General features: G+C 49.5%; 26 protein-coding genes. 9 read left to right on the top strand and 17 right to left on the bottom strand.

What is annotated here, in order from left to right; translation table 11 throughout:
* The first annotated feature begins 50 nt into the window (after positions 1-50).
* Entirely contained in the window at positions 51-2,147 is a 2,097-nt protein-coding gene (locus B157_RS0124340; protein WP_157618573.1) for a sulfatase-like hydrolase/transferase, read from the top strand.
* 240 nt (positions 2,148-2,387) lie between these two features.
* On the top strand, positions 2,388-3,629 hold the full coding sequence (locus B157_RS0124335) for a NupC/NupG family nucleoside CNT transporter (RefSeq protein WP_020605923.1): 1,242 nt from the start codon (positions 2,388-2,390) through the stop codon (positions 3,627-3,629).
* Positions 3,630-3,915: 286 nt separating this feature from the next.
* Here the strand turns inward: B157_RS0124335 and B157_RS0124330 are convergent, their stop codons facing one another.
* From B157_RS0124330 to B157_RS0124305, 6 genes are all read right to left on the bottom strand, one after another.
* Positions 3,916-4,578 carry a hypothetical protein gene (locus B157_RS0124330; RefSeq protein ID WP_157618572.1) on the bottom strand — a complete coding sequence of 221 codons (663 nt, stop codon included), beginning with the start codon at positions 4,576-4,578 and terminating at the stop codon, positions 3,916-3,918.
* On the bottom strand, positions 4,539-6,032 hold the full coding sequence (locus B157_RS0124325; protein WP_020605921.1) for a S1 family peptidase: 1,494 nt from the start codon (positions 6,030-6,032) through the stop codon (positions 4,539-4,541). The genes B157_RS0124330 and B157_RS0124325 overlap by 40 nt, the downstream gene beginning before the upstream one ends.
* Complete coding sequence (locus tag B157_RS0124320; protein ID WP_020605920.1) at positions 6,005-6,685, bottom strand: hypothetical protein; 681 nt, start codon at positions 6,683-6,685, stop codon at positions 6,005-6,007. The genes B157_RS0124325 and B157_RS0124320 overlap by 28 nt, the downstream gene beginning before the upstream one ends.
* Positions 6,686-6,806: 121 nt before the next feature.
* Positions 6,807-7,682 carry an SDR family oxidoreductase gene (locus B157_RS0124315; protein WP_020605919.1) on the bottom strand — a complete coding sequence of 292 codons (876 nt, stop codon included), beginning with the start codon at positions 7,680-7,682 and terminating at the stop codon, positions 6,807-6,809.
* A 25-nt stretch (positions 7,683-7,707) separates the two neighbouring features.
* Positions 7,708-8,019, bottom strand: a complete 312-nt coding sequence (locus tag B157_RS0124310; RefSeq protein ID WP_020605918.1) for an EthD family reductase — start codon at positions 8,017-8,019, stop codon at positions 7,708-7,710.
* A gap of 17 nt (positions 8,020-8,036) precedes the next feature.
* On the bottom strand, positions 8,037-8,831 hold the full coding sequence (locus B157_RS0124305) for a nuclear transport factor 2 family protein (protein ID WP_020605917.1): 795 nt from the start codon (positions 8,829-8,831) through the stop codon (positions 8,037-8,039).
* Positions 8,832-8,905: 74 nt separating this feature from the next.
* On the opposite strand from B157_RS0124305, the gene B157_RS0124300 reads away from it, so the two are divergent.
* Positions 8,906-9,121 (top strand): hypothetical protein, encoded by a 216-nt coding sequence (locus tag B157_RS0124300; protein ID WP_020605916.1) that lies wholly within the window; start codon positions 8,906-8,908, stop codon positions 9,119-9,121.
* A gap of 124 nt (positions 9,122-9,245) precedes the next feature.
* A complete protein-coding gene (locus B157_RS37680) occupies positions 9,246-9,560 on the top strand; it encodes a putative toxin-antitoxin system toxin component, PIN family (RefSeq protein ID WP_084761871.1) in 315 nt (104 codons plus the stop codon).
* A gap of 20 nt (positions 9,561-9,580) precedes the next feature.
* Here the strand turns inward: B157_RS37680 and B157_RS0124290 are convergent, their stop codons facing one another.
* The 5 genes from B157_RS0124290 to B157_RS0124270 form a co-directional block, all read right to left on the bottom strand.
* Positions 9,581-9,778, bottom strand: coding sequence for a hypothetical protein (locus B157_RS0124290; RefSeq protein ID WP_020605914.1), 198 nt, complete (start codon positions 9,776-9,778; stop codon positions 9,581-9,583).
* A gap of 179 nt (positions 9,779-9,957) precedes the next feature.
* Complete coding sequence (locus B157_RS0124285; protein WP_020605913.1) at positions 9,958-12,189, bottom strand: VWA domain-containing protein; 2,232 nt, start codon at positions 12,187-12,189, stop codon at positions 9,958-9,960.
* A gap of 232 nt (positions 12,190-12,421) precedes the next feature.
* On the bottom strand, positions 12,422-12,832 hold the full coding sequence (locus B157_RS0124280) for a hypothetical protein (protein ID WP_157618571.1): 411 nt from the start codon (positions 12,830-12,832) through the stop codon (positions 12,422-12,424).
* A 33-nt stretch (positions 12,833-12,865) separates the two neighbouring features.
* A complete protein-coding gene (locus B157_RS0124275) occupies positions 12,866-13,060 on the bottom strand; it encodes a response regulator transcription factor (RefSeq protein ID WP_020605911.1) in 195 nt (64 codons plus the stop codon).
* A gap of 129 nt (positions 13,061-13,189) precedes the next feature.
* The gene (locus tag B157_RS0124270; protein ID WP_020605910.1) at positions 13,190-13,681 is read right to left on the bottom strand and encodes a hypothetical protein; all 492 of its coding nucleotides are present in this window, start codon (positions 13,679-13,681) and stop codon (positions 13,190-13,192) included.
* Positions 13,682-13,893: 212 nt separating this feature from the next.
* Between B157_RS0124270 and B157_RS0124265 the strand changes: the two genes are divergently transcribed.
* Positions 13,894-15,720: a sensor histidine kinase gene (locus tag B157_RS0124265; RefSeq protein WP_084761869.1), complete on the top strand. Its 1,827-nt coding sequence runs from the start codon at positions 13,894-13,896 to the stop codon at positions 15,718-15,720.
* A 26-nt stretch (positions 15,721-15,746) separates the two neighbouring features.
* Here the strand turns inward: B157_RS0124265 and B157_RS0124260 are convergent, their stop codons facing one another.
* The 4 genes from B157_RS0124260 to B157_RS0124245 form a co-directional block, all read right to left on the bottom strand.
* Complete coding sequence (locus B157_RS0124260; protein WP_020605908.1) at positions 15,747-16,388, bottom strand: response regulator; 642 nt, start codon at positions 16,386-16,388, stop codon at positions 15,747-15,749.
* Positions 16,389-16,549: 161 nt separating this feature from the next.
* Positions 16,550-16,990, bottom strand: coding sequence for a nuclear transport factor 2 family protein (locus tag B157_RS0124255; RefSeq protein WP_020605907.1), 441 nt, complete (start codon positions 16,988-16,990; stop codon positions 16,550-16,552).
* Positions 16,991-17,143: 153 nt separating this feature from the next.
* Positions 17,144-17,947: a hypothetical protein gene (locus tag B157_RS0124250; protein ID WP_020605906.1), complete on the bottom strand. Its 804-nt coding sequence runs from the start codon at positions 17,945-17,947 to the stop codon at positions 17,144-17,146.
* A 71-nt stretch (positions 17,948-18,018) separates the two neighbouring features.
* Positions 18,019-18,837: a helix-turn-helix transcriptional regulator gene (locus B157_RS0124245; RefSeq protein ID WP_026308946.1), complete on the bottom strand. Its 819-nt coding sequence runs from the start codon at positions 18,835-18,837 to the stop codon at positions 18,019-18,021.
* Between the two features lie 197 nt (positions 18,838-19,034).
* Here B157_RS0124245 and B157_RS0124240 point away from each other — a divergent pair, with 197 nt between their 5' ends.
* Positions 19,035-19,841, top strand: coding sequence for a hypothetical protein (locus tag B157_RS0124240; RefSeq protein WP_020605904.1), 807 nt, complete (start codon positions 19,035-19,037; stop codon positions 19,839-19,841).
* A gap of 13 nt (positions 19,842-19,854) precedes the next feature.
* Here B157_RS0124240 and B157_RS0124235 read toward each other — a convergent pair whose 3' ends face one another.
* On the bottom strand, positions 19,855-20,184 hold the full coding sequence (locus B157_RS0124235; RefSeq protein ID WP_026308945.1) for a hypothetical protein: 330 nt from the start codon (positions 20,182-20,184) through the stop codon (positions 19,855-19,857).
* A gap of 163 nt (positions 20,185-20,347) precedes the next feature.
* On the opposite strand from B157_RS0124235, the gene B157_RS0124230 reads away from it, so the two are divergent.
* The 3 genes from B157_RS0124230 to B157_RS0124220 all read left to right on the top strand — a co-directional run bounded on the left by B157_RS0124230 (position 20,348) and on the right by B157_RS0124220 (position 22,841).
* Complete coding sequence (locus B157_RS0124230) at positions 20,348-21,085, top strand: electron transfer flavoprotein subunit beta/FixA family protein (protein ID WP_026308944.1); 738 nt, start codon at positions 20,348-20,350, stop codon at positions 21,083-21,085.
* Between the two features lie 95 nt (positions 21,086-21,180).
* Entirely contained in the window at positions 21,181-22,143 is a 963-nt protein-coding gene (locus B157_RS0124225) for an electron transfer flavoprotein subunit alpha/FixB family protein (protein ID WP_020605901.1), read from the top strand.
* Between the two features lie 101 nt (positions 22,144-22,244).
* Positions 22,245-22,841 (top strand): bifunctional nuclease family protein, encoded by a 597-nt coding sequence (locus B157_RS0124220; protein WP_020605900.1) that lies wholly within the window; start codon positions 22,245-22,247, stop codon positions 22,839-22,841.
* Between the two features lie 54 nt (positions 22,842-22,895).
* Here B157_RS0124220 and B157_RS0124215 read toward each other — a convergent pair whose 3' ends face one another.
* Positions 22,896-23,300 carry a PPC domain-containing DNA-binding protein gene (locus tag B157_RS0124215; RefSeq protein WP_020605899.1) on the bottom strand — a complete coding sequence of 135 codons (405 nt, stop codon included), beginning with the start codon at positions 23,298-23,300 and terminating at the stop codon, positions 22,896-22,898.
* Positions 23,301-23,594 lie beyond the last annotated feature (294 nt).

The following is a 23,594-nucleotide window of genomic DNA, read 5'->3' as shown; positions in this document are numbered from 1 at the left end:
CGCAGCGTCCAGCGTGTACCGGCGGGGGTTACCATAAATTTTTGACAGATATGACTCCATTCAAGCTGAAGAACTTTTTCATTCTACTTGGCCTGACGGGCCTGCTCGGTGCCACCCCGGCTTTCGCCCAGGCCCAGCCCGGTGTGGCCCAGCCCAACATCATTTTTATTCTCGTCGATGACATGGGCTGGGGAGACCTGGGAGTTTTCTGGCAGAATCAGCGAATGCAGGCCAACAATCGCAGCGAACCCTGGCAGTTCACCCCGTCGCTGGACGCTATGGCCCGGAACGGTGCCATGCTCACCAACCACTATTGTGCGGCACCGGTTTGTGCGCCATCACGGGCTTCGCTCATGCTGGGTGTGAGTCAGGGGCATGCCAACATTCGCAATAATCAGTTCGACAAGGAGTTACAGGATACCTACACCATGCCTTCGGTACTCAGACAGGCCGGTTACAGCACGAGTCTGGTGGGCAAATGGGGGCTACAGGGTGCCAATGCCGAAGCACCCAACTGGCCCGCGCACCCCCTGAACCGGGGCTTCAATTATTCCTACGCCTACATCCGCCATGCTGACGGCCACGAACATTACCCCGTAGAAGGAATTTATCGGGGCAAAAAAGAAGTATGGGAAGGTAAAACCAATGTATCGGCAGGCCTCGCCAAAAGCTTTACGACCGACCTCTGGACAGCCAAAGCCAAGCAGGTTATCAAACAGCAGGCCGGCAAGGACAGACCTTTTTTTATGTATCTGGCCTACGATGTGCCCCACGCCGTGCTGGAACTGCCAACCCAGGCCTACCCCAAAGGCGGAGGCCTTAATGGCGGTTTGCAGTGGCTGGGCACGCCCGGCAACATGATCAATACGGCATCGGGAACTCCTGATTCATACGTTCATCCTGACTATGCCAAAGCTACCTGGGACCACGACAGAAATCCGGCAACACCCGAAGTAGCCTGGCCCGATGTATATAAGCGGTATGCCACCCTCTGCCGACGGATCGACGATGGCGTTGGCGACATTATGCAACTCCTGAAAGACCTGAAAATTGACCAGAACACACTGGTTGTTTTTACCTCCGACAATGGCCCATCCATTGAGTCCTACCTGAAAGATGACTACGAGCCCATCTTTTTCAATAGTTTTGGTCCCTTCGACGGCATCAAGCGCGACGTGTGGGAAGGCGGAGTCAGGATGCCCACCCTGGTGCAGTGGCCCGGTACTGTACCCACTAATAAGGTAATTACCCAGCCTAGTGCCCTCTACGACTGGCTGGCCACCTTTGCCGATGCCGCCCAGATACCAGCCCCCGCCCGCACCGACGGTGTATCGCTGCTTCCTGCGCTCACCGGAAAAGGTCAGCAGAAACAGGGCGTAGTGTATATTGAATACGAAAACAATGGTGCCACGCCCAAATTTGACGAGTTTTCACCCAATCACCGCGCCAGAAAACGGAATCAGATGCAGAAAATCCGGTTGGGAGATTATGTAGGTGTTCGGTACGACATCAAGTCAGCGGGCGACAACTTCGAGATTTATAACGTTGTAACAGACCCACAGGAGACGAAGAATCTGGGGAAGGAAGCTGCTTATCAGGCCATGCAAAAGGAATTTAAGGAAAAAGTCACGCAGGTACGCCGACCCGACCCGGAAGCCCCCCGCCCGTATGATCTGGAGCCCATGGCGGCTGTAAATCCCCCAAAGCTGGCACCCGGTGTGGCCTGGATGACCCACGAAGGAACATTTCCCTGGGTGACCGATCTGAGTAACCGCCCCTCCACGCAATCAGGCACCCGGCCGGATACGGAGCTGAACAAAACAGGGCTAAAAGAAGGGATGATATACCAGCAGGGCTACATTAAGGTCCCTAAGGACGGCAATTACCAGTTCACGATGAATGGGAACGGAAGCTACCTGTTTCGGTTGCACGAAGCCCTGATTCTGGACCGCAGCTATCCGGATCAGCCGAAGTTGAAACTTCCCATTTCGGCTACGGTTAATCTAAAAGCAGGTTACCACCCGTTTCGGATTTACTACCACCACACGGGCAATGGCAAACCTACTCTCGACTGGACGTGGCAGGCGGATGGGATCATGGAGCAACCTGTCCCATCGACCGTTCTGTTCCATTCGGTTGAAAACTGACTGCCTGTTAGTTAGCCAAACTCAAACTGCCAGTTTCAATACCTATTTCAGCCGCCGGAGCGATTCGGCGGCTGGTTATTGTTTATCCGCCGTTGGTTGAAATAGAGAATAAAAGGCCGCAAAGGCTGTAAGAAATCCCCCTGTATGGCTCTGATTCTCCTTTGCCCCCTCTACTCCCTTATCCTTTCTGCCTTTTTTCTTCCTATCTTCGTCCGTTCACTACATTTTTGTCTTTATTGAATGGATCGTTTTACGGGCCTGATTGGCATTGTTTTAATTCTGGGCATCGCCTACGCCCTGTCTGATAATCGCAAAGCGATCAATTACCGCACCGTTGGCGTAGGGCTGGGACTACAGTTTAGTTTGGCGGTGTTCGTGCTCAAAACGGATGTAGGGCAAAACCTGTTTCAGGCACTGGGCTATTACGTAGACAGACTACTGCAGAAAGCCAATGTAGGCGCCGAGTTCGTATTTTCTTCGCTGGTCAGAACCGATGTGTTACAGCGGGCGTTTGGCCCCGGCAACGATTTCATTTTCTTCTTCAAGGTCATCCCAACCATTATTTTCGTTGCCGTGCTGGTCAACATCTTCTACCACCTGGGCATCATGCAGCGGGTAGTAGCGGTGATGGCCAAAGCCATGAAATGGCTGATGGGCGTGAGTGGTGCCGAAGCACTCTCCAACGTAGCCAGTACATTTGTAGGTCAGGTAGAAGCCCAGATTATGATTAAGCCGTACCTGAACGGGATGACTAACTCGGAGTTATTGGCCAGTATGACCGGCTCGTTTGCCTGCATTGCCGGTGGCGTGCTGGCCGTCTATATTTCGCTGGGTGTACCGGCTCCGTATCTGCTGGCGGCCAGTATCATGGCCGCGCCTGGTGCTCTGGTTATCAGCAAGATCGTGATGCCCGAAACGCAGGTTTCTGAAACGAAGGGAACGGTAAAAGTAGACATCAAGAAAACCCATGCCAACCTGCTCGATGCCATTGCCGCCGGTGCCAGCGAAGGCCTGAAAGTAGGTTTCAACGTGATTGCCATGCTCATTGGCTTTATCGCCCTGATTGCCCTGCTCGATAGCCTGCTCTTTCGTTTTGGCTTTTACATCCTGCAAATTGATTACCTGAGTCTGAATTTCATGCTGGGTAAGGTCTTCTCGGTCTTTGCCTGGGCGATGGGCGTGCCGGGTAAAGATATACAGGCAGCCGGGTCGCTGATGGGGACCAAGATGGTGGTGAATGAGTTTGTGGCGTACCTGGATCTGGTAAAAATCAAATCGACCCTCGACCAGAAAACAATTGCCATTGTCAGTTTTGCCCTTTGCGGTTTTGCCAATTTCAGTTCCATTGCTATTCAGGTAGGCGGCATTGGCGAGCTGGCCCCCCAACGCCGAAGCGATCTGGCCAAACTAGGTTTCAAAGCACTCATATGCGGCACATTAGCCAGTTACATGTCCGCTACGCTGGCAGGCTTGCTGCTGTGAGAAGATTAGGCATTAGCCAATTGAAGTTAAGGCCCGCACGGAAAGTGTTTTCCTGTGGATTTCAGTAACTGATTATCGGGTTGGAAATTGCCGGTAGAATAACGCCAACAGCATTAATGATTACATCAACAGGTAACGACGACTTGATCAGTTTAACTCTGACAGCACCGGACAGCATTACATAGCACTGACTCTATCAGACTTTATACGCCTTTTACCTGGGTGTTGAAGGAGCTAAGAAACGAGATGGGAGTAGGTTTTTGAGGGAAGAGCAGGCTCCTGGCCCCTACTGAATAAATAGAGGTAGCTCTCGACTGGCATACCGAATGGCGTAACCCTGTTTATCCCACGCCAGCACACACCAAATATAATTTGGCTGTTTGCCTGCTGTAAGCGCTACGGGTGGGCCAAAACTATATTCACCGGTGACTTTATCCCAGTTAGTAACCCCCCTCCCATCGCTATATCGGGCCTTACCTGGGTCGGTAGTGCCATCGGGATTAGTCCAGAGCCAGACCAAATCCTGTACATTAGCTATTTCGTTCGTTTTCGTGTCAACCTGAACTACGTTCTGAAAAATGGCCACCATCACGGTTTTACTATCCGTCGGTTTCCAGCTAAATTCATAGCCTAGCAGTTTTTGAGCAGGAATAGTATCAACTGCCAACCTGAACTCAACGTAGGTGTTTACGTTGGCTGGTCGATTCTGGGTAAGATAACGTGATGCCAGTAAATTATCAGACTTATTCCCAACCGTAATCAGAGTAACAGGTGTAGGAGCTGTTTGCACAATAGGGTCGCCCATTTTAGTCCCTTTGGAAAGAGTTAGAGTAGGCGGTATAACATCGTCAGGAACGACCTTGCATTGACTCAGTAACCCAGCCAAAGCCATCAGAAGACCAGTTTTGGCTATTGATGCCGATAGAAGGAGTACGTTAGACCACCGCATAAGTACCATTGGTTTAGAGGAATAAGTTGATCTGGGATGACATCGCCAATACCCAGCCGCCGAATGATCAAGTCTTGTTTAATGTTCTGGTGAATCCAGGCAGCTCGTAATTCAAGGCCGAGGTTACGCTTTGGGCCGAGGTAAAGCCGGTAGCCCGTAAAAATGCGGGCATTATTAAGTAACCGTGCGTCTTTATAGTCGTTGAAAAATCGGTCTGGAACGTACAATCCCCCGGCTCCTATGTAGGCGTTGTGAACGGTACCCCGATGCCAGATATGGCTTATTTGCAATCCGTACAGGTCGATTGTCGGTCCCTGATGCTGTTGACGTTCGCCATTGGGTGGCGGCAGATTATGAGCGGATTTTTGGGTAACCTGATACTGCAAATAGCGGCTCGATACGTAAAGGCCACCCAACCACTTCTCTTTTAGCCGGGTCTCAACATAAGCATCGAAAGCAGCGTTGAGTTGGTTGTAAGCACCCAACCGAATGCCTTCATTGCTGAACCAGAGCGGGCGGCTTAGTGTGCCACCAATGGTTAGACGCGGGGTTTCGTTGTCGCTATACTCGTGTTCAGGTATGTTTGTGTCGCTCATTAGAATTTGCATTCCAGGCCCTGATAACCGTTTAAAATCTTCCTTTTGGTCATTTGAGAGACCATTTGCTGGGATATTTTGGGGCAAAGGCAGAATTGCCCATGAGCGGAGCCGATCTCGCTGGTTATAATCCCCTCCATTGGCCACTCCAACTACTTCGCCCATTCGATTGAAAACCGGTCCACCCGAATCACCCGAAAAAATAGCGGTCGGACCAAGATTTATAACCGTTTGCTTCAAACCCGGGCTCTGGCGTTCTCCTAGCTTTCTGTATGATTCTGGCGTTATGAGGCTTCCCAATTCAAAAAGCACAGGAGCTTCTGTGTTACGGTCGCGCCCTATCAGTTCATCAATGCCCGGATAGCCAACTACCCGTACCAGTTCTCCTCCCTTTACTTTGTAGTTCGCGTTCGCTGGTATCAGGCCTTCTGATTTCGTCCAAAGTTTGAGCGATTTTTGGGTACCTGGCTTATAACCGATAAAGGCAAGGTCGGCTGGAACGTTGATACCTTGTAGTTGAAGGAGGTTATCTTTAACTACTTCCGTTATACGTCCATCTCCCTTTTTACTAAAGCGAACAGCCACAAAATTCAGGTTATCCAGCGTAACTGAAGGGACCGTCAGTCCATGCAGAGCCGTTAGTAAACCATCGTAACCAGCTATCTTGAAGGCGGTCATGGTGCCTACCTGTTTTTTGCCGCTTAGTATTTTTAGTTTATATACATATGGCAAGGCGTTAGCTTCCTGCTGGTCGAGTGTTAGTTGTGCCCAAGTGCAGGACGGGGTAATAAGGATCACCAGCAGCAGTAGTTGCCGCCCGATTTGGCGAGTTATCGAGAACCAGTAGTAACTGTACATAAGGCTGTTCGGATGTGCTGAAGCTGGTCTTCAACAGGTGTGTCTTTAAGTTCATTTTCCCAAGCCGCCAATTGTTCATCAACCGCTCTGATAGGTTTCGCATCCCGCAGCAAGCCAATGTGTCGCTTCAGTTCATCCTGTAGTTCGGCATCATGCAGTGTCTGCGTACGCAAACAGAATTCCCGTACACTGGTAGAAAATAAAATGCCTTGCTGCCAGGCAGGAACAGAGGCTGTAACAATACCAACATTATCAGGCAACCCAAATGTAGCGGCCACCAAATGCTGGTTTAGACGGCTTTGTTGGGCAGAATCTAAGTTCCAGTGGCTGGCCAGCCACTTTGGTGATGGCCCCAGGATCGCATTGGTTCGGGTGAAAACACCCACCGCTGAACCGAATGCCAGAAAGAACAGAAACACACCAACTGGCAACAGATTGACCTCATTCAGATACGAAAGCCATCGTCGGTGCGATATATCGTCGTCAGCAGTAAACAAGGATTGGGTACCCGCTAACAACCCTAAAACCCCAACCAGCACTACCAGAAGTGAATTCAGGGCAGTCTGGATGACGGGCGAAACTGACATGCCCATCATCCAGCCGACTGCCAGGCCGCTCGCGAGTAGGGCGAAAATATTTAGGATTCGGTTCATGTGTGTAGATCGTGTTGATAGCTCTTTACTTTCTGCTGTTTAGTCGTAAAAAGCCAACAAACAGCAAACAAATCACCTGATAATAAACAAATTAGTCTTTACAGTGCGTTCTCTTTTGTAATCAAACCACCACCTTCAAATAAGGGCGCACATCGGCACCCAACTGCGCCATACCGCCAATCCACGTTTCTTCGTCCATACCGGCCGAGGCAATCCAGTCTTCGTCGGATAGAGATGCCCGCCAGCCCAATAACGGCCCGGCATCTAAACCCACCGGATTTCGGAAGGATGTCTGTTCTCCGGTGGCAATGGCCAATACTGTGTCGGCTACCATCGAAGCAGGGACATGGTTATCCCGTGATGCACCCAAATACGCCCGTAACCGAATCTCATTGGGGTACTTTGTATCGACAGACATTGGCTCGTTTTTGTCGATAATTGGCGTGTCGATAACGCCCGGTTGCACCACCGCCACCCGAACACCCAACGGCCCTACCTCACCCGCCAGACACTCACTTAAGGCTTCGACAGCCGCTTTGGAAGCACAATAGGCCGAGTGATAGGGGCTATATAATCGACCTGCTACCGACGAAATGGTAATGATGCAGCCCGCGCCCCGTGTCCGCATACCGGGCAAAACAGCCCGCATGCAGCGTAAAACGCCAAAATAATTAGTTTGCATAATAGCCTGAAAGTCAGCCATATGTGCTTCTTCCACCGGTCCAAGCGGCCCAATACCGGCATTATTCACCAACACATCGATCTGCCCGGCCTGGGTCAATACCTCGGCCATGGCGGCTTTTACCGACTCGTCAGAATCGACATCCATCGGCAGAATGGTAATGGGCAGGTTATCGCGTTCGGCGAGTTGAGCCAGGGCAGGAGAACGCTGGGTATTTCGCATGGTGGCGTAAACGGTATGACCAGCGCGGGCCATCAGTTCGGCGATGGCAAAGCCGATACCGGTGCTGCAACCGGTGATGAGGATAGTTGACATAAGTATTTTAGGGATTTAGATTGATTTATACAAACTGGCTGATTTGCATGGTGGGTTGCACGTCCGTGAAGTTGGCAATATCCCCAATCAATTCAGGGCCGTGCGTGGCGAGGGCGTTTTGCAGTTCATCCACGCTGCTAAAATTCAACTGACCGATCATGATGTAGTCGGGTGGACTATCTGGAGTACTACCGGCCTTGCCTATACGCAGGTCAACACTAGTCAGGCCAAGGGGCGTGAGACGCTCCTTCACCAGAGGTGTATGTATGTTGAGATAGTAATCCATGTCGAACTGCCTATCGGCGGGGTTTGGGTAAAGAACCGTTAGGGAAATCATCGTTTTGAGTTAAAGGGTCAGTTATAGTCTATTTTGGTATGGTGCACGTTGGTGATCATCCACTGGCCATTTATCCAGCGGTGGGTATACGTGAACGCATCTTTGTACAGGTGACTGGATCCATCGAGTCCAACCGCTTTGATGGTGCTGATTCCGGTGGATATAGCCAAATCGCCCACCTGCTGAACCTTTACGTCAGTTAGATCAGCGGTTTGGCTTTTCTGAGTCTTGAACAGACCCAGCATCCAGTCTTTATTTTGCAGCGAACCATCATGACCACCGATGAACGCCAGGTCGGGTGTGGTGTGGGTGCGGAGCCAGCCTTCGGGGTCGGCGTTGCGGGCTTTCATCATCGCAAGAAACTCGGCAAGCAGGTTGGTGGGCGCAGAATTTCCAAGGATGGGCGTGTGTTGCGACGCAGCAAACTTCCACACAGCAGCCGCCCCTTTCCCCTCTTTTTTCAGCGTATAGGTAAAAGCCGTCTTAGCCGTACCCTCTTTGCCAAACGAATGGATACCACTCACCACCGCTAAATCGCCCAACCGGATTATTTTCAGGTCGGACGCTGAACTTTCTATACTGGGTCGTCCTTCGCTGCTTTTCAGCAGAGCGGGTTTTAGCACAAATGCTCCTTGCCGGTCTATGTACCGGAAATCATCGGTACTGCGCTTTTTGAAGAAATCGTAGGGCGATTGGTTGTACTCCGTCAGAAACTGGCTCAGGGCGGTTTCGACATCGGCGTTAGCGGTGACTTGGGCGAAACAGGCCGCGCTCATTAGTAGCAGGGCAAGGGCGAGAATGTTGGTTTTCATGTGGATTTGGGGTTTGCTTGTTTGGGTGAATGATTTGGCGTAAATTCAGATTTCAACTAATAAAACGGTGAACTATGGCAGTCGTAACGGTTGAATTAGCCGATGACATGCTGGAACGGGTTCGACGCTATTCTGAAAAAAAACAGATGGCTGTTAGCGACGTTTTGGCGACCTCACTCAAAAAATTCCTGTTTTTGGCCGAGCTATCCGACTATCAAAATCAGTTAGAAGGCAAAGCCAGTGAATTTGGGTTCGACAGCGAAGATGACCTTTTGAACGCCATCTCTTGACGGGTGTATGGTCATCGTTCTGGAGACCAATGTGCTTTTGTCTGCTTTATTCTTCAAATCAGGTATCTCCTCAGCGGTTCTTAGCCATACGCTGATTACCGATGATTTAGTCAGTTCAAGTTAGCTGCCGGATGAATTCAGCACCAAACTTAAAAGTCCCGATTTCCGCAAAAAGAACCGCAACTACCGCTTCGATGAAGCGACCATTCAGCAACCCACCAGCTTCGTCCAACAGGCATTTAGACTCGTTACGCCAACCAATCCACTCCCCACCCTCTGCCGTGACCCCGACGATAATCACGTACTCCAACTCGCTGAATTCGTCCAGGCAGACTATCTCATTACGGGCAACAAAGACCTGCTTGTGTTAGACCCGTTCGGCGCGTTCCGCATCCTGTCGCCCAAAGTCTTTGCCGAAACAATGGGGCTGGTTGGTTAACAGAACTGGCCTGCCATAAATCAGTTGGACTTGGGCAGTGGTAGCGTAATGACCGATACCATCTTCCACTGGCCCTTGATTTTCTCCAGCAACCGGGCTTCTTTTCCTGTGTATTTCTTTCCGTCAGCACTTGTCGAAATCTGGTCATACGTGACACAGTAGTAGTTTTTGCCCAAGGGTTTGAGTTGCCAGTTTGATTGTTTAGCAGTGACGTTCATGGGCTGGGGCGACGGGCTAATGGCCTCTTTGTAAGCCGCCGTAATCTGTTCGCTGCCAAGTAATTATTTATGGTAGACCCGTACCGGCTGGCGTAGGGAACAGAAGCACTGATAGCTGGCAAGGCTGGAACGTTGTTCCCTGTCCAGGCTAATCCAGTGTTTTCCTAGTTCGACTAGCGTCAATCTTTGTTATGAGCCGCTTTCCACCTTTTCACCAACTCCTTTTGTTTTAGATTTATCCATACTTCTTTGGAGTTGTAGCCGGGTAGCATTGGCTCCTTCTCATGACAGTCGCAGGAACCAGTCCTGCTAGCCTGGACGCTCAGTGTTTTTTGTCGGTATATTGCCGGGGTCTTTATCAATACGGAATCTGTTTTAGAGCCAGGTTTTTGACTATATAATTCATCCGGCTTAAAAACAAATTGCTTTCCTTTGTAGGAGGCCACAACTGTAATACTGTATTGTCCCTGCTCAGCCTTATCGGTTTTAATAGTAGCGGTATATACTTTTTCTTCTTCCTTTTCGCCTACAGTTCCTTTGTTCTCGTAAAACTTCACAGTCTGTATTTTCCCTGATGGTGTCCTTACATTTGCCTGCATAGATACCTCTGGCAAAGCAAATCCATACATTAGTTTTGCCCTCAGGTTAATGACTTCACCAGCCTTAATATGATTTTTTACGGCAGCCACTTCAAAGCGAACATTCCTGTTCACTTCAAAACCTATGGTACGGAATTGTGATGCCCTAATATTGCCAAATACTTCCACTGTCCATTTGCCGGGTTTCGGGTTGGTAATATCATAGAAAGTATAAGGGTGTTTGCCACTTACGAGCCGGGCTGTTGCACTTGGTATAATCACAATACCGGTGGGATCAGTTACCTGAATACGGTAGCTCAATGCCCTGTCATACCATTTTACGCCGAGGGTACAATTGGTGCTTCCGCTGGTTATCTCCACCGGAAACACGAAGGAGTCGATTTTTTGTCTGGGCCGTGTTTTTTTTGATTCTGTCCAATTAAACAGTACCGTATCCAGTGAGGGCACGTAGGAGGAATCAACCGTGCTACCATCAATTTCTGCAAATGATTTTACTGCGCTGTTTGAACGACTTTGCCCGGAAACATGCGCCAATGCGTCGGATATTGCATCGGATGAATCATTATCGGAAATATCTGCCGGAATACCAAAATACATACCCCCGGTAACATCGGCTATGCTTGTTAAAAGTGCGACGTCCTGATCCGCTCCAAGGCCAATAGTGTAAATCTTTACGCCTGCTGCAACAGCATCGGGCAATACATCCTGTGCCGTTTCTGTACCGGTGTTCTGAAGGCCGTCCGTAAATAGTATTATCACCTGCGCAGCCGCAGAACCGGCTGCTAAAATGTTGGTGAGGCCCAGGCGGAGTGCATCGCCAATGCCAGTAGATCCTGCTGCTGTGGTGCCAGCTATAATCGTGTGTCTATCGGTTCGCCAGGTGGCTTGTGCAGCGGCCGAGGCAGGCACTTCCGACATCGTAGCCGCCAGCGTTGATGTTCCTGAAAACCGCACAATGCCTAATTCCTCAGCAGCGTTCACATAATCAACCCAAAAATTTGCCCCTGCTATTAATTGTCCAATCTTGCTTCCCACCATACTAAATGAACGATCAAGCACTAACATAAACCGCTGGGCATTTATCAGTTCAATACATACTGTTGCAGGCGGATTGGGAGCAGGAGCCGCTAATGTTGGGCCTGCTGCACCAGGAATACTGAGATTATAGGGCAGGTTTCCGTGGTTGGCATTGTCACCCATGTACGTCCAGCACGACTGATTACCGTTGATATTGTTCTGATTGTTGTTTGCAGTGGCATTATGATTGCCTGCATGGCAAAACTCGTTTAGCTGCCCGGCTTGTAACACAGCCGTACCGGCTACAAAGTCGGCAAAAAATGCAGCGAAGTTTGCGTAGTTATTGCCAGCGGCATCCGTCCATCGATTATTGAAATCCCAACTATAACCTTCCATTAAAGATGCCTGGGTAGTTATATTCCCCTGGCAGGTTGAGCCATTGTTATACTCATCTCTCAGGTCGTAGAGGTAATGAGACAACTCATGTGCGAGAATGGTGGCATAATAAGTAAAATCCTGCGACACATCCAACGATTCACCGGTAAACCAAAGTCTCGCTGACGTAGAGTTTGGCCACACATCAGCGTTTGGGTGAATCCAGATATCTGCCCCTTCTCCCCCCAAACCGTCGGGAGCAAAGTGTACACTGGCGATATACTGTTGTCCATCTGTTGCATCGTACAAAACCCTTGATACTTGCTGGAACATCTGACACAGGAAATTCAGTTCTTGTGTAGCAGGTGCGTATCTTAATGAAACACTCAGGTTAAATTTTCCATTGGTGTAGAATCCCATAAAAGTTGATTTGAAAATTGCGCCTACTCTTTGTCGGATTTTCGGCAGATTCCGTTTTTAATTCCTCCTTTGTTCAATGACAGACCCTGCAACAATATGGATTTGTGAAGACACATCTACCAGTAATCAACTTGCCCGGCCTGTTATTCTGATTTTGCTAACGGTAGCGTAATAACCTATATCCTTCATGGTGTTTGATTTATCGCTAAAAAAATGGTGTGGATAGTGTTCTTTACGCGGCCATAGCTCCGCCCTGCGCCAGCTTGGACTCGCGGGTATAGAAATACGTAAACCCCAGCCCCAACAGTAGCCGAAACAGGCTGTCGCCCATAAAAAAGGAATTCATGGGCACGTGAACCGCTGTAGCATGGTATACACCCAGCGCAACGCCACCCACCAGGAGTAGTGCCTGCGCAAGCAGCAGCGTCCGAAGGGTATAGGAGTTGGGCGCGTTACGGTTCAGGAGTGTCATCAGCGCAATGGCCCCGGTACTCAGGCCCAGAAACTGCATGACTGCGATGTGATTGGGATTAAGTTCGGGCGCACCATAGTTTCGGATGGCCACTTCGGGGGTAAACAGCATTAACACAGTCAGTAGCAGACCATAGATTCCGGTCAGGAGCATGAATAAGGAACGTGACATACAAGTTATTCGGGTTTAGTATTAGTTTTCGTTTCATTCAATCAGTCCCTGCCGCATGGCTTCTTTCACCAGCCCTGCCACGCTCCGTACTCCCGCCTTGCGGAACAGGTTGCGCCGGTGCGTCTCGACCGTTGGCACCGATAATCCCAGCGATTCAGCAATCTGGGCCGTGGTGAGTTCGGTGGCAATCAGGGTCAGAATCTGCTGCTGGCGGACGGTTAGCGTCATGGTGGTAGAGAGAACAAGTCGGCAAACCGAAGCCGCATCGACGCATCAAAGATGGCTGACTAATTGAGAAACTGTCCTCATGGTTTACCATGATTTGGGGTCATGGTAAACCATGATATGTATTGACAGTTAGAACGTTACCTTCCCACCTTCTTCTTTCCAGGAACCCTCACCGGTTGCGCTTACGAGTGGCCCCGCATTTGGGCTGCTACCTTTTATTTTGGCAAAACGGCCCGTGCCGCCCGTAAAGGTGGTAGTCCCCGTGATGTTGGTCTGGCCAACCTGCGTCGTCATGGTCGAGTAAATCTTGTCGCCGGTGGTGGTCGTGTACGTTACCTTGTGGGTGGCGGCTCCGGTAGCCAGCACAAAATCGAACTTGTCCACCAGCGTTACGTTCCCCGCAAAGGAGTACGTCCCTGTACCATCCAGCACTACCCTGATGATATTCTTTCCCTCGGCGTTGGTAGCAAACGTCTGGTTTTTGGTGGTGAAAGCGAGTTGCGCGGTATAGGGCGCGTCGTTTATCTCGAACGCCGGTACGACTTCGTCTTTTTTGCAGCCAGTGGTTAGTGCAAAGAGACTAATCAGAAACAGAACTGATACGATTGGTGTGGTTTTCATTGGCTTGTTTGGTTTATGGTGAATCGGCTTCGATACCGACGAACACCACAAAATTGACGCACCTAACCCGGGTTGTTGCTACCGGTTTTCTATGATTTCGGATAATAGAAAACCATGATTTCGGGTATCATGGAAAACCATGATATTGAGCATAATCGTTTGTAAATCAGGGGGCGCTTGAACATATTTGTGTACTACGTATCCACTCAAACATGACCAGTCGATTTGGAATGCATCTTTTCGCGCTATGCTTCGTACTGCTCACGCTAGCGACACTGTGGGGACACGCACAAACAACCCTTATCGAAACAAAATGGGCGGCTGTCAGGCGGCTTGAAGCGCAGCCGACCACCCTGGCACGCGACACGACGCTGGTGCGAGCCTACGCCGATTTCGCGCTGGACATGGTGACAAAAGAATCAGCCGATAGTGGGCTCGTGTATGCCGAAAAAGCTTACACTTTGGCCAACACCGGCAAATGGATACCGGGCATTTTGCTGGCGTTGACTCGGAAAGCGAGTTGCCAGAACATTGCCAATCAGCACTTCGACGCGCTCCAGACTGGTTTGCAGGGTTTGCAGTTAGCCGAACAACATCAGGACGGGTATTATCAGGCGATGTTTCATCGGTCGCTGGGCAATAATTATGACATGCTCGACAAGTACGACCAGGCCATTCCACACTACGAACGCTGCCTGCAACTAACCAAAGGCGTTCCGGCCCTGCAACTTACACGGGGCCATGCGCTGGTCGAACTTGGTGATGCGTATCGCTTTTATTACAAAAATCCAGTACACGCCAAAGCATTGATTGAACAGGCCATTGGTATTTATGCTGCGCATGACTCGTCGGTATTGGGCTACGGATACGATTACTACGGGCAAACACTTACGGACCTGAAACTGTACCGCCAAGCCGAACAGGCGTTTGCGCGTTCGGAGCAGTATTACAGGCAGTTCGGCAAGACTTATCTGCTACCTGAATTACTACTGCACGAAGCCGAATTGTACGTTGCTATGAAAGACTACAACCGGGCTATTACTAAAGCGGGGGAGTGTATGCTGGTCAGTCAGCAACAGAGATCGTTTTACGGGCAGCGGGGGGCCTATCGAGTTTTGTATGAAGCCAGCAAAGCTACCGGCAAATCTGCCGATGCACTGGTAAATCACGAATTTTTTATGGCTCTTAACGACTCCGTCAATGCCACTAACTGTGACCTTAAATTTCAGGGACTTCGCGCCGATTACGAGCTCCAGACGCAGAAAACGCTTAATCAGGCACTCACCATCCGCCAACAGCAACAAACCCAGTGGTTATTAGTAGCGGGTGTACTGGCCCTGCTGATTTTTTCGGGCTACGTATTCTATAACAACCGTCAGCTTCGGCAGAAAACTCAGGCCATTCTGGCGGCCCAACTTCAGGGCCAGACCCTCGAACGACAGCGCGTAGCTGCCGACCTCCACGACAACCTCGGTACCACCCTCTCGGCCCTGCACTGGAACCTGGAAGCTATGGATAAAAGCCAACTGACGATTACGGAACAGGCCGTTTATACCAGCATTAGCCAGCAAGTCGGTCAGGCTTATAACGATGTACGATTACTGGCTCATAACCTCCTGCCCGATGAACTGGCTAAACAGGGTTTGGCGGTGGCTCTGCGAAATTTAGTCGGGAAACTGAATCGAAATACTAAGGGGCATTTTTCCCTGACCGGTGCCGATACCCTCCCCCGCTTCGACCCAAAAACTGAGTTTGAAGTGTACAGCATCTGCCTGGAACTGCTCAACAACACCCTCAAACATGCCAGCGCCACCGAAGGGGTCATTGAGCTTGCTCGCGAAAACGACAACCTATATCTGACCGTCAGCGACAACGGGACAGGGCTTGGTCAACAGGAAGAAAAAGAGGGCCGGGGGTTGCAAAATGTAGCGGCCCGTGTACAGTCACTGGCCGGAACCTGGAGCGTAGATTCAGAGCCAGCAAAAGGTGTGCGGCACCAGATTACGGTGCCGGTAAAAGCGATGAACCGGGTGGGCTGACGGGCAATAAATAGCGGTAGAATCGATTACTGCACCAAACCATATTTCATGGCGTACTTTACCATACCCACTACGCTCTTCACGCCAAGTTTCTGCATCAGGTGTCGGCGGTGAGTTTCTACGGTGGGGACACTGATAAACAGTTTTTCGGCTATTTTATGGGTCGGATTTTCGTCGGCAATGAGCCGTAGTACATCTACCTCGCGGTCGGTAAGGGCGGTTAATGGGTTATGGTCTGCCGTTGTCGATTCCTCCAGGCAGGTTAGTTGTTCCAGCACATCCGGGCTGAAATACCGCTGGCCCTGCCTGATTGTTGTTATGGCTTTTTCAAGTTCATTCCGCCCCGTTCGTTTCAATATATATCCTCCCACTCCAGCCCGCACAGCCTCGCGGATGGTCTGGGCATCCTCAACCATCGTCAGCAGTAACACCTTTACCCTTGGGTGCGACTGTCGGAGTTGCAGGGTTAGATCAATGCCGGATAAGTGAGGCATTTGATAATCGCACAATAGTACATCGACGGGTGTATTCAGCAGCATTTCGCTGACCCGGCGGCTGTCATTTACCATTCCAACAACCTGCACACTGGATAAAGACGAAAACAGGGTTTGCAGACTATCCAGAATGAGCTGATGATCGTCGACAAGTAACAGGCGGGTGGTGCTCATAGTCAACAGGTTATGGATAAGAATACGTCGGTTAGCAAGCTACTAAATAATTCATTCTCTTTAGTCGCCAATTTAGTATCCGGCGGAAACAAACTGACCCAAAAAAGTGGCGGCAAGCTTAAAGCCATACCGCCAATCCAATTACACGAAATCAGTCATTTTCAACTGCCTAACTGTTTTACAAAACCGGCATGATTCCAATTGATGGTCAGGTGCTGAATCTGATCCGCTTCATTGAATTGAAAAACGAAGACGTGGTCAGAATTAAACCGGCATCCTTTACTGGCAATGCCCATAAATTCCCTGACCTGCGTACCACCAATGGTTACGTTGGCCGTTACGGTGCTGCCGTCTGTAGTGAGTTTATCGACCGAATTGCTAATGTCGGGGAAGCAGTCGATCAGTAAATCCCAAACGGCTTTACCGAACTCCCAGAAGGCCCCTTTACCATCGTCGCCCAAAGGCAGGAAATGAACAGTGGCATCAGGAGCGGCCAGGCCGATCATCCGGGCGGTATCGAGGTCATCATAGGCCGTAAAAAAGGCAAGACAGGCACCCTTGCGGGTAAGGTCAGAAACGGATTCCTGTGTGGTAGTCTGCATAGTCATGGGGGTTATTAGTTGAAAAGTAGTGAGTTAATAAGTAGTCATTGATTGTCATTTGGTTGGCATTAAATGGTCATTTATTGAATAGACAGCCTGATGACTATCGATGACAACGAATGACCCGAAATAACTACCTGATGACAATCTATTTTAGTTGCGGGCAGGTGCTTTGGCATATACTTCGCGCAGTTTCCCTTCCCAGCCCTGCTGTACAAACTGACCGTTGTTGAGCGACGTTTTGAAGGTCTCTACATTACCCTTCCGCGAACCGTCGGCCTGCCACGACCAGAATTCATTGGTTTCGGTCAGCACTTTCCCATCAAACTGATAATGCGCTCCACCTGCGCCATCGAACCGCCGGGTTATGGGGTTGTAATAAGCATACACCACCACCGGATAGCTAAAAATCTTGACCACTTCGAAGTCTTTGTACTTACCCTGACCAAATCGGCTTTGGCCACCCCAGTAACCTTCCTTCATAAACCATACCCCCTCCAGGCTGTTATTTTTGAGCGGTTCAGTAGCCGTAATGCGTTCGCATACTTCGTTGATGGGGTAGTTTTTGTACTTGTCGGAGTTCATCACGCCGAACTGTTCGTACTGTTTCGAACTGATTTTGTAATCGAACGAAAAAGCGTTTCCTACTGCCGTAGAATCCCAGGAGTAAAACCCGACCTTCTCCACATACTTACCGTTTTTTAGTTCATACGTTCCGCCACAGGCTCCGTCGAACGACGTGCGCCCGGACCGCCTGTCGTTGTAAAATGCACCAAACCAATACCCGTCCCGGAACACTTTGATAACCGTTACCGAATCGCGGGTTTTCCAGGTCGTCATCGACCCATATTTGTTTTTTGTTTGCCGATAGGCTCCGTTCAGTTTCTGAACAGGTTCGTCGGATTCAACCGCGAGGGCGGGCAGTAAACTAAGGAAAAGCAGCAGTGACTTCATCATCGTATCGTTTGAGTGATTTGATGACAAAGCTATGGGCTCCACCGGGGCATAAATTGTACAAATGCGACATTTTACGTATCCAGAAACCGCGTCAGTTCCTGATTATCTTTCACGTACAATGAAGGTCGCTTACCCGTAAACTGGGTGAACTCCCGGATAAAATGAGACTGGTCGTAGTAACCGCACTGATAGATTAGCTCGTGCCAGTCGTTTATCTGCCAGCGTTGCGAGGCTAACTGGGCACAGAGGTGGCCTACCCGGCGGACACGGGCGTAATATTTGGGGCTAATGCCTACTTTTTGGAGAAACTGCCGTTCAAACTGCCGTCGGCATACGTACAGGTCATCCATCAACTCGCTGACATTGACCACGCCTTTCCGTTCTACGATCAGGTTGGCCGTATAATCCGTACGGTCGAAGGAAGGGTTTTTCTTTGCGAGTTGCCGCAACAGAAACTGCTCCAGTAGCTGAACACGCTCGACCGGGTTACCGGCTTCCAGAATTGGCCCCTGTACATTGGTCAGTGACTTGCCCAGCACATCGGTCAGGTCAACCCGCTCATCCGTAAATTCATACATCGGCAAGCCAAACAACGATGACATTCCCGCTGGTTTGAATACAATACCGACCATACCAATCCGGCCACTCAGGTTCAATGAGTAGCTTTGCGTAGCCTGACCGGTCAGAAACATAGCCGGCGTCATCAGGGATTCGTGCTTGCTGTTCTCTACCTGATAGGCATCACCGAAGTTGAATACCATCGATGCGTAACCCGAAGGGGGTGACTCGATTCGTAGTGGTTTTGGTGCAATATCCTGACTCTCCCACACAAAGTAGCACGCCACAAAGGGAGTGAGGTGGGCAGAAGGGTTGAATTTGCGATAAAACATGCTTTTTGTGTGGTCAGTTACCAGTGAATTAGTCGATAATTTCTGACTGTTAGGTAACAGCGTAAGTGCCTTTTATTAAGCGGTCATTTTCCCTGACGCTTCAGACCGTCTGTCCCAATTCCAATACTGTTGCATCAACCAAATGCGTAACTTTGGTGTTAACCAACTGATAGGTATTGCTTTAACCTGTTCGTACGATGAAGACTTTTTCTACCCTGAAACTTTTCCTTGCTACAGGCCTCCTGGTCGGTATGCTGAGTAGTTGCGCACCAACAGTGACGACTTACCAACTGAAGCCGGTATCTGGCGATGTGACTATGATTGATGGTCGATCGGTAACGAAAGCGGAGGAGAATGGCGTGGGGGTAGTCGCTTCGTTTGAGCGGGAAGATCTGGAGTTCGTTACGCTGGATATAGAAATTAAGAATTACACGAATCAACCTATCGAAGTAAACCCCGCCGATTTTCGTCTGGTAGCCCTTGGTGCCGCCCAGGATACACTTTCCGACCCGCGTAATCCAGCTTTACCGCTCCACCGGGTTGCCGCCGACCCTACCTATGAAGCCGGGCGAATCGGGTTTAAGCGGAAACAGGAAGAAAAGCGCCTGAAACGGGCAAAAGTTTTCAATACAATTCTGATGGTAGCTGCCGTTGCCAGCGATGTATCGTCCTCTTCCCGCAGTCGTTCATACGGAGAGTACGTCAATAACCGGATCACGCACAATGTGGCGTATCAGGGAATCGCGATCAAACGTGCTATCGACTACGGCACTTTCTCCAGCCGGATGCAACGCTACGATTACGAGGAATACCGCTGGCGCGAACTGGCTTTAAGAGCCAACACCCTGGCTCCCGGCGAGTCCGTTCGGGGGTTTGTTTACTTACCCAAAGTACAGGATGCCCGCTACCTGGCAATCAGCTATAACTTGCCGGGACGGGCAACGGTGCCTCTGTTATTCCAACAGGAACTGGTTCGGCAGCGAAAAGCACGCCAACGTCGGTAATTAACACCACCGGTTACCACTCATCTTCGTCGTCTTCAAACGCCTGTTGCGCCCGCTGTAACTCCTGAAGTGTTTTCTGGTTCTTCTGCACTTGTGCCAGTGCAATGCCTTTTTCATACAATTCAGCCGCTTTATCCCGATCCTCCAGGTCGGCATTCAACGCTGCCGCATGATAATAGGTAGGTAAATAATCAGGGTGTTCGGTTAGTAACTGGTCAAAGTAAACACGCGCCCGCTCAGGCTGACTGTCCATATATTCCATTGCCAGGGCGTAAACATTAAATGGATTACCAGGTTCTTCCAGTACAAATTGCGTCAATAGATCAACACGTTCCTTATTCATACGCGTAGAAAAATAGTATGCTTGCATACTATTTTCTTTAAGATTGTTCGTATTTTTGATCCTCAAATGTACTGATTACGACAAACTGGTTCGTAACTAATTACCAGAGATTTGGCATAAGGAGTCAGAAATCGGATAAAAATCAATAAAACCCCTACGAAACATGAAGATATTAGTGTGTGTGACCAGTGTACCCGACACCACCACCAAAATTGCCTTTACCGATAACAACACCAAATTGAACAAGGCAGGTGTGACATTCATAACTGGTCCTTACGATGATTATGCACTGGCAAGGGCCGTTGAACTGAAGGAAAAGACAGGGGCATCCGTTACCGTATTAAACGTGGGTGAAGCCGATACGGAGCCTGTCATTCGCAAGTGTTTGGCAATCGGCGCCGATGATGCCATCCGCGTCAATGCCGAGCCGACCGATGCTTATTTCGTTGCCGAACAAATTGCAGCGATTGCCAAAGAAAATAGCTACGATCTCATTCTAATGGGCCGTGAGTCTATCGATTATAATGGTGGTCAGGTCCACGGGATTGTGGCTGAAATGCTGGGTATCCCGTCTATTTCACCCGTCATGTTGCTGGACATTGAGGGAGATACGGCTCAGATAACGCGCGAAATAGAAGGCGGTAAAGAGAGTTTAGAAGCCAAACTGCCGCTCGTGCTGGGTTGTCAGGAACCTATTGCCGAATGGAAAATTCCTAATATGCGCGGGATTATGACTGCCCGTACTAAACCATTGAAAGTGGTAGAACCAACCGGCACTGATAAGCTCACTACTGTTGACAGTTATGAACTGCCCGCTCCCCGTGGCGCCGTAAAAATGATTCCCGCAGAGGAAGCCGAAAAACTGATTCAACTCCTGCACAACGAAGCCAAAGTAATTTAACTGGTTTATGGTATTCAGTTTATGCCTGGCTGACGCACGTAGGGTAGCTAACCATAAACTAAAAACCATAAACGCTAAACCACAAAAAAGAAACTATGTCCGTTCTCATATTTGCCGAATTAGACGAGGGTAAGATCAAGAAATCCTCACAGGAAGCTATTTTCTATGGTGCCAAAGTGGCCGAAATGACCGGCACATCGGCTACTGCCATTATCGTCGGCCCGGCTGATGACGCCGAACTGGCCTCGGCCGGGCGGTTTGGAGCGACCAGGGTACTCCATGCCACCGACGCTAAGCTGACCGAGCCTAATGGTATGGCTTATGCCACCGTGGTGGCTGCCGCTGTTCAGCAGGAAGGCAGCAAAGTTATCGTGTTAGCCAAATCATCGTTGGCCGATGCCATGACTGCCCGGCTAGCCGGTAAACTCAAAGCAGGTTTGGCCGCCAACGTGATCGAACTACCCAACTTGTCGAATGGCTTCGTGGTAAAAACAAGCATATACACGGGAAAGGCCTTTGCCTACAATGAATTGAAAGCCGATACAAAAATTCTTGCCATCAAGAAGAATACGATAACACCTGAAGAAAAAGACGGTACGGCTTCGGTGGACCCGTTTACACCGGCGCTGAATGAAGCCGATTTTGCTATTTCCGTCAAAAGCACTGAAAAATCATCCGGCGATATATTACTTCCTGAAGCTGACCTGGTTGTTTCAGCAGGACGCGGTCTGAAAGGCCCCGAAAATTGGGAAATCGTAGAGGATTTAGCCAATGCGCTTCATGCGGCCACTGCCTGCTCAAAACCAGTATCAGACCTCGATTGGCGCCCTCACTCCGAACACGTAGGGCAGACCGGTATCAAAATTAGTCCAAATCTATATATCGCCTGTGGCATATCAGGAGCCATACAACATCTGGCGGGCGTAAACTCATCCAAGGTAATCGTTGTTATTAACAAAGATGCCGATGCCCCATTTTTCAAGTCAGCAGATTATGGCATCGTTGGCGACGTATTCGATGTACTACCCCGCCTGACAAAAGCAGTTAGAGCTTTGTAATTGGTTAGTTATACTATCAGCGAGTCAATAATTTGAAATTTCCTGACATGCTGAGTAGTGCATCGGCAGTCTGACTGATTACTTTTCGTTAATTTCGCACCGTGGATAAGATTAAGCTGGAAATATTAGGATTATCACCCAGCCAGTCGCAATCGGGTTCGTTTGCACTGGTGCTGGGTGAAGAATATGGCAATCGACGCTTGCCGATCATTATTGGTATGTTCGAAGCGCAGGCTATTGCCATTGAAATAGAAAAAATCGTTCCGAACCGTCCCATGACGCATGATCTGTTTAAACAGTTTGCGGAACAATTTAAATTTACCGTTCGGGAAATAATGATTTCTGAACTTCGGGAGGGAATTTTCTTTGCGAAAATCGTTTGCTTCGATGGCGTACGGGAATCGACAGTTGATGCCCGACCGTCCGACGCGATTGCTATTGGCATTCGCTTCGACGTACCCATCTATACCAACGAGTCCATTCTGTCCGAAGCGGGTATTACAGCCAGTGGGAATGATGAAGAGGAAGAACAGGAAGAACTGGTACGTTCCTCAAATCGCCCATCGACCCGTTCGTTTGGGGATCAGCTCAAAAATGCCTCCTCTGAAGAGTTGCAGCGAATGCTGGAAGAAGCACTTGGTAACGAAGAATACGAACGGGCAGCCCGAATTCGGGATGAGATGAGTAAGCGTAATTGATCACTATCATTCTTAAAACGGGAAATGCCATCTAATTCAGATGGCATTTCCCGTTTATTTACGTCTCTTCTTTCTTACGGTCAACTCCTTATACCCGAAAGTGGGATCTGTTTGTCGCTCATAAACGAGATCGGTCATAACACCGATTACTAGTTCAACGGTTGTATAAATCGTACAACCGTCCAGTAAATGTCCTCCAATTGTTTTCCCCGTTGAATCGGACACTGACAAATGTAAGTGGCTTCCGTTGGTCGAAAGAGTGCCCACCAGCGAAACAATCTCGAAATGATCCTGCCATACGCTGGGCTCCGACTGATTTGCCATTCTTAACGTTGCCTTTGTCAGACTCCCTACGCACGTTAGTATAGCCCCAGCCTCAATATGCTCCTGCCGAACTATAGCTTCTATTTCCTTTTTCAAGTCCTGCCCCGGCAGTAACCTGTACGAGTAAGTTTGCATGATAGAGGAAACGCTCGGATTATGACCGGCTGAATTGGGCTGAGCATGTAGCATAGTTGCGAAACAGGGAATTAATACTACGACTGAAAAAAAGCGCATCGGTTTGCAAGCTAGTGAATATGACTCTCGACAATAAGACAAAACGAGGTGGTTCTCCCTCCTCCCACCATTCTGATTCATTGACTGATAGGGACCTAAGTACAGGACAAAAGTGGTACAAGGTGGCCAACAGGTTGGCCTTTAAGGATTCTATCGCGCAGTTCATCTAAACCGTGACGGAATAAACTAAACAAC

It is taken from the genome of Spirosoma spitsbergense DSM 19989, from assembly GCF_000374085.1.
Taxonomy (GTDB): Bacteria; Bacteroidota; Bacteroidia; order Cytophagales; family Spirosomataceae; genus Spirosoma; species Spirosoma spitsbergense.
This window is presented reverse-complemented; position numbering and strand designations above follow the sequence as displayed.

Bases quoted from the DNA above. Each gene is read 5' to 3' on its own strand.
- B157_RS0124340 (WP_157618573.1), top strand. From the start codon at position 51: ATGACTCCATTCAAGCTGAAGAACTTTTTCATTCTACTTGGCCTGACG.
- B157_RS0124335 (WP_020605923.1), top strand. From the start codon at position 2,388: ATGGATCGTTTTACGGGCCTGATTGGCATTGTTTTAATTCTGGGCATC.
- B157_RS0124330 (WP_157618572.1), bottom strand. From the start codon at position 4,578: ATGCGGTGGTCTAACGTACTCCTTCTATCGGCATCAATAGCCAAAACT.
- B157_RS0124325 (WP_020605921.1), bottom strand. From the start codon at position 6,032: ATGTACAGTTACTACTGGTTCTCGATAACTCGCCAAATCGGGCGGCAA.
- B157_RS0124320 (WP_020605920.1), bottom strand. From the start codon at position 6,685: ATGAACCGAATCCTAAATATTTTCGCCCTACTCGCGAGCGGCCTGGCA.
- B157_RS0124315 (WP_020605919.1), bottom strand. From the start codon at position 7,682: ATGTCAACTATCCTCATCACCGGTTGCAGCACCGGTATCGGCTTTGCC.
- B157_RS0124310 (WP_020605918.1), bottom strand. From the start codon at position 8,019: ATGATTTCCCTAACGGTTCTTTACCCAAACCCCGCCGATAGGCAGTTC.
- B157_RS0124305 (WP_020605917.1), bottom strand. From the start codon at position 8,831: ATGAAAACCAACATTCTCGCCCTTGCCCTGCTACTAATGAGCGCGGCC.
- B157_RS0124300 (WP_020605916.1), top strand. From the start codon at position 8,906: ATGGCAGTCGTAACGGTTGAATTAGCCGATGACATGCTGGAACGGGTT.
- B157_RS0124290 (WP_020605914.1), bottom strand. From the start codon at position 9,778: ATGAACGTCACTGCTAAACAATCAAACTGGCAACTCAAACCCTTGGGC.
- B157_RS0124285 (WP_020605913.1), bottom strand. From the start codon at position 12,189: ATGGGATTCTACACCAATGGAAAATTTAACCTGAGTGTTTCATTAAGA.
- B157_RS0124280 (WP_157618571.1), bottom strand. From the start codon at position 12,832: ATGTCACGTTCCTTATTCATGCTCCTGACCGGAATCTATGGTCTGCTA.
- B157_RS0124275 (WP_020605911.1), bottom strand. From the start codon at position 13,060: ATGACGCTAACCGTCCGCCAGCAGCAGATTCTGACCCTGATTGCCACC.
- B157_RS0124270 (WP_020605910.1), bottom strand. From the start codon at position 13,681: ATGAAAACCACACCAATCGTATCAGTTCTGTTTCTGATTAGTCTCTTT.
- B157_RS0124265 (WP_084761869.1), top strand. From the start codon at position 13,894: ATGACCAGTCGATTTGGAATGCATCTTTTCGCGCTATGCTTCGTACTG.
- B157_RS0124260 (WP_020605908.1), bottom strand. From the start codon at position 16,388: ATGAGCACCACCCGCCTGTTACTTGTCGACGATCATCAGCTCATTCTG.
- B157_RS0124255 (WP_020605907.1), bottom strand. From the start codon at position 16,990: ATGCAGACTACCACACAGGAATCCGTTTCTGACCTTACCCGCAAGGGT.
- B157_RS0124250 (WP_020605906.1), bottom strand. From the start codon at position 17,947: ATGATGAAGTCACTGCTGCTTTTCCTTAGTTTACTGCCCGCCCTCGCG.
- B157_RS0124245 (WP_026308946.1), bottom strand. From the start codon at position 18,837: ATGTTTTATCGCAAATTCAACCCTTCTGCCCACCTCACTCCCTTTGTG.
- B157_RS0124240 (WP_020605904.1), top strand. From the start codon at position 19,035: ATGAAGACTTTTTCTACCCTGAAACTTTTCCTTGCTACAGGCCTCCTG.
- B157_RS0124235 (WP_026308945.1), bottom strand. From the start codon at position 20,184: ATGAATAAGGAACGTGTTGATCTATTGACGCAATTTGTACTGGAAGAA.
- B157_RS0124230 (WP_026308944.1), top strand. From the start codon at position 20,348: ATGAAGATATTAGTGTGTGTGACCAGTGTACCCGACACCACCACCAAA.
- B157_RS0124225 (WP_020605901.1), top strand. From the start codon at position 21,181: ATGTCCGTTCTCATATTTGCCGAATTAGACGAGGGTAAGATCAAGAAA.
- B157_RS0124215 (WP_020605899.1), bottom strand. From the start codon at position 23,300: ATGCAAACTTACTCGTACAGGTTACTGCCGGGGCAGGACTTGAAAAAG.